The sequence below is a fragment of the Rhizobium sp. P1_E1 genome (assembly GCF_056406015.1).
Genome location: NZ_JBFUAY010000321.1, coordinates 1 through 3881, shown reverse-complemented (window position 1 = coordinate 3881; position 3881 = coordinate 1). Strand labels below are relative to the sequence as shown.

Genomic DNA, 3881 nt, shown 5'->3' with positions numbered 1-3881 from the left:
GTCTTCAGCCGCTTGGCTTCGGATACGTCCATGCCGCCGAACTTGGCTTTCCATTTATAGATGCTGGCATCGCTGACGCCGTGCTTGCGGCAAAGCTCCGAGACCGGCGCGCCAGCCTCGTGCTCCTTCAGAATGCCGATGATCTGTTCGTCTGTGAAACGATTGCGCTTCATTCCCTGGTCCTCTCAATGGGCCAGAGCTTACTTCAAAATGGATTATTTCAACGGGGCAAGGTCACAGAGGCTACCCCTATCCACTGCATTTTCATGCAACGCGCTCGAACTAGGGCCGGCCAAGCTCTGTCATCCGGTTAAGAACACGGACGCCAATCTTCGCTTCAGTCTTCTGATTGTCAAAATGTCGTGCTTTGAGTTTGGGCCCCTGCGCGAAGATAGGCTTCGCCATATTGGGCGCTTGTCAGCACCAACTCGGTTTGAGAAAGGCCCAGCTGAGGATCAGAGAGCCTTCCATGGAGATGGACGATGCCATGGAACCTGCTGCTTCCAGGCGCAGGAATATCCTGTCCCGCGGCACTCTCGGCGGTCGCAAACTCCGGCGAATATGACTGCATCAGCGATCTTTCGAAAAACGTGTCAAAGTTAGTCGTGACGACCGCCGGCTTCGACTTTCGTTGCGCCAGATCTGGAAAGTCCGGCATCTGTTGCCACAACCGTGGTCGGGCATCTTGACCGTTCTTCTCGACCTGACCCTTTTCCCAACCCGCGGCGGGATTGCAAAACTCAGGGGCAAAGACGTAGTGGTTCGTCATCGCGAGGAAACGGATATTGACCTGCCGTTCCTTGCCACGGCCGACACGATCGACCGCGGTCTTCATGTTGTCGTAAATGCCGCGACCAGGCACGCCGCCGAACACGCGGAACCCGTGCCAGTGAGCGTCGAAGAGCATCTCGTGCGTCTGCAGCAGGTAGGCCCTGATCAGAAACGCCCGGCTGTGTGATAGTTTGATGTGGGCAACCTGCAGCTTCGTGCGCTCGCCGCCTATCACGGCATAATCTTCACTCCAATCGAATTGGAATGCTTCGCCTGGGCGGAAAGACAGAGGAACGAATATGCCGCGGCCCGCCGTCTGCTGCTCAGTCCGCCAGTCACGGGCGAACGCGGCGACCCGACCATAGGATCCGGTAAAGCCGAGAGCCATCAGATCAGCATGAAGCTGCTTCAGCGTTCGGCGCTGCTTGCGTGACCTCCCGGCCTCGGTCTTTAGCCAGCCAGCAAGTTTGTCGGCAAAAGGATCAAGCTTGCTCGGTCGTTCCGGTACCGTGAACGTCGGCTCGATCGTACCGGCACTCAAATACTTCGCGATCGTGTTGCGTGACAGCCCAGTGCGCCGGCTGATCTCTCGGATCGATTGCTTCTCGCGCAGCGCCATCCGGCGGATGATGTTCAAAAGTCCCATGTGGATCACTCCGTTGCCCCCGCCGCTCACCGCGTTGGGGGAAGGTTCACATGGCTCAATTCTCAATGGAAATTATGCGCCTAACCGGCTCACTTCTGCGTGGAAACCAACACACTAGTTACGAGAGTTCTGACAATGTCGTACATCCGGGTCTATCTGGTCTTGTTTCAAAGCACTTTGCCATTTTGGCATGAGGTTTGCCTAGGTGATTAGCGGATTCTTCATCGCCACAGATGGCAGCTCGAGCCTAAGCGGGGTGGAGGAGATCAGTGTATGGAGGTGGACAATGGCTTACAACAATGATGGATCGGCGACAACACCTGGCGAGTATGGGCAGGTGGGTCGCCACCGAGCTAAGCTGAATAGCTCTTCCCGAACGGGTCATAATATATCGGAAGCAATCATCCTCGCCGCTGGAATGGGAAGACGTCTCGGTCATCTAACCGCCAATCGTCCGAAGGCGCTTATCGAAGTCGCCGGCGAGCCATTGGTGTCACGCCTCCTCAGTCAAATGCAGCGGGCCGGTGTCTCGAACGCAACAGTCGTGGTCGGCTTTCTCGGCGATAAGTTGATCGCGCACGTTCGCAGCACCTCGGGAGCGATGAACATCGATATCGTCGAAAACCCTCGATACCGATCTGAGAACAACATTACGTCCTTGGGCCTGGCGCTTGTCCCTGGAAGAGCCGTTATCCTATCGGATTGCGATGTTCTCCTTTCCGACTTTCCCGCCCACTGGTTGCAGCCGGACGGTGCTGACATAACGGTTCCTACCCGCCCACTTCGACCTAAAGAAACGGGGACTGTCTTGCGGCGGGGGATGGATGGGGAGTGGTACATAGTTGTCACGCGCAACTGCGACGAAACCCTTCCAAGCGATCGCAAGACGATCAGCCTATACCTCCTTCGCTCGAACGAGTTTGTACTCGATTTCTATCGAAACATGAGGGACGCGATTTCGGGAGGCGAAACGGCACTCTACTATGAGGATATCCTCGCTCGCTCGCTCGGTTCGAAATACCGGCTAGGGATTATCGAGACAGAGAGCTTCGACGTCACCGCGTTCGAGATCGACACCCCAGAAGACCTCGAAGAAGCAGAATCCTGGGTCGCGGCTGCCGGCAACAACTGGCTACGATCATCATAAGAGGTTTATCATGTACGCGAGCGGCTTTGCAATTGGCCACCACGGCGAAATCCTCCAAGGCGTTTTCCGAGGCGAAGATAGTCGGCTGCACCGAGGCCTAGTGACGCTTCCCTTCCCACCTCGGTACTCGATTGCCGTCGCTGAGCCGATTGATGGCATCGAAGTCCTCGTCCGCCCTAAGCACAAAACAAAATCGGGAGCGGCGGCGAGGCTCCTTCTAGGTGGGATCGGGTATACTGGCAGGGGAATCAAGGTCACCGTGAATTCGAATATTCCAGAAGGATTCGGCTTAGGCTCATCAACAACGGACGTTGTTGCGACCATCCGCGCAACGGCTCGACTGTTTGGACTGCAGCTAGAGGCTAGCACGATCTTTCGCCTAGCTGTTCGAGCCGAGGTGGCCAGTGACGGCACCATGTTTACTGGAAATCCCAGGCTCATCTGTCCGCGAGAGGGCACTGTGCTCGAGCGCTTCGAAAGCAGAATACCCGAGTTCTCGCTGATCAGTGTGAACGTAGCTCCTAACCACCCCGTTGACACATTAGCCCATCCGCCGACCAGATATACAGGGGACGAGATCAGGGAGTTCGGAGACCTGCGGAAGCTACTACGGCGAGCGCTAGAAAACGGGAGCCTTGGTGAATTGGGGGAAATGGCCACGCGAAGCGCTGTCATTAATCAGCGGTACCTGCCACAGCCGCACTTCGATTCGCTCTTGGAACTGTCCCAATCCACGAACGCCTTCGGCCTTCAAGTTGCGCACAGCGGGAGGATGGTTGGCATGTTCTTGGATCCGCGATTGGAGAAAGAAGATAAATCTGTCGAGCACATCCAACGCGAATTGCTGCGGTTAAACCTGTCCTCCGAATTTTTCAGGTCTGGCCAAACATCCGTTTAAGATTGTTGGTGAGGAGAGCATAATGACGATTGATGGTCGGGTAATTGGTGGTAAGGGATTGCAATTTAAGCAGCTTGCTCGGCTTAGTTGCATAAGCGGCAGAGGAGCATCGTTTGTTCCAGTTGGGACTCGACAATGCACGAGCACCGATCTTCGCCAACAAGGCTACGAGGAACAATCATGACCAACGTATCGTCGATGGAACAAGAACGCCGCCAACCCATAATGGGAATTCTCCTGGATCCGCCGAACGCGATAACGTTCGTCGGAGCTCTTTTAGCAATGTCCGCATGCGCGATGGCAGTGATGGGCAAATACAACCTCGCCCTGATATGCGTTCTCTGGAGCCACCTGGCAGATTCGTTGGATGGTCTGGTTGCCCGCAGGATGCACCATCGCCAACCGGGGATGAGCGATGT

General features: G+C 55.8%; 5 protein-coding genes and 2 pseudogenes. 3 read left to right on the top strand and 4 right to left on the bottom strand.

Features of this window, described 5'->3' with window-relative positions:
- The 4 genes and pseudogenes from AC1D1Z_RS34870 to istA all read right to left on the bottom strand — a co-directional run.
- Positions 1–173, bottom strand: a 173-nt coding sequence (locus AC1D1Z_RS34870; RefSeq protein ID WP_477853350.1) for a transposase, incomplete at its 3' end; no start/stop codon positions are given.
- A 109-nt stretch (positions 174–282) separates the two neighbouring features.
- Positions 283–381: pseudogene (locus tag AC1D1Z_RS34865) on the bottom strand (IS5/IS1182 family transposase); the annotation flags it as partial.
- Positions 353–658, bottom strand: a complete 306-nt coding sequence (locus AC1D1Z_RS34860; protein WP_197729038.1) for an SIR2 family protein — start codon at positions 656–658, stop codon at positions 353–355. The gene AC1D1Z_RS34860 and the pseudogene AC1D1Z_RS34865, both read right to left, overlap by 29 nt.
- Positions 638–1417, bottom strand: a pseudogene (gene istA / locus AC1D1Z_RS34855) (IS21 family transposase); the annotation flags it as partial. The pseudogene istA and the gene AC1D1Z_RS34860, both read right to left, overlap by 21 nt.
- Positions 1418–1703: 286 nt before the next feature.
- Between istA and AC1D1Z_RS34850 the strand changes: the two are divergent.
- From AC1D1Z_RS34850 to AC1D1Z_RS34840, 3 genes are all read left to right on the top strand, one after another.
- Complete coding sequence (locus tag AC1D1Z_RS34850) at positions 1704–2564, top strand: phosphocholine cytidylyltransferase family protein (RefSeq protein ID WP_245489769.1); 861 nt, start codon at positions 1704–1706, stop codon at positions 2562–2564.
- Between the two features lie 10 nt (positions 2565–2574).
- Positions 2575–3462, top strand: a complete 888-nt coding sequence (locus AC1D1Z_RS34845) for a GHMP family kinase ATP-binding protein (protein ID WP_130654313.1) — start codon at positions 2575–2577, stop codon at positions 3460–3462.
- A 180-nt stretch (positions 3463–3642) separates the two neighbouring features.
- Positions 3643–3881 (top strand): CDP-alcohol phosphatidyltransferase family protein (locus tag AC1D1Z_RS34840; RefSeq protein ID WP_477853347.1); only part of this gene is annotated, 239 nt, incomplete at its 3' end.

Coding starts and splice junctions, on each gene's coding strand:
- AC1D1Z_RS34845 (WP_130654313.1), top strand. CDS start 2,575: ATGTACGCGAGCGGCTTTGCAATTGGCCACCACGGCGAAATCCTCCAA.
- AC1D1Z_RS34850 (WP_245489769.1), top strand. CDS start 1,704: ATGGCTTACAACAATGATGGATCGGCGACAACACCTGGCGAGTATGGG.
- AC1D1Z_RS34860 (WP_197729038.1), bottom strand. CDS start 658: ATGCCGGACTTTCCAGATCTGGCGCAACGAAAGTCGAAGCCGGCGGTC.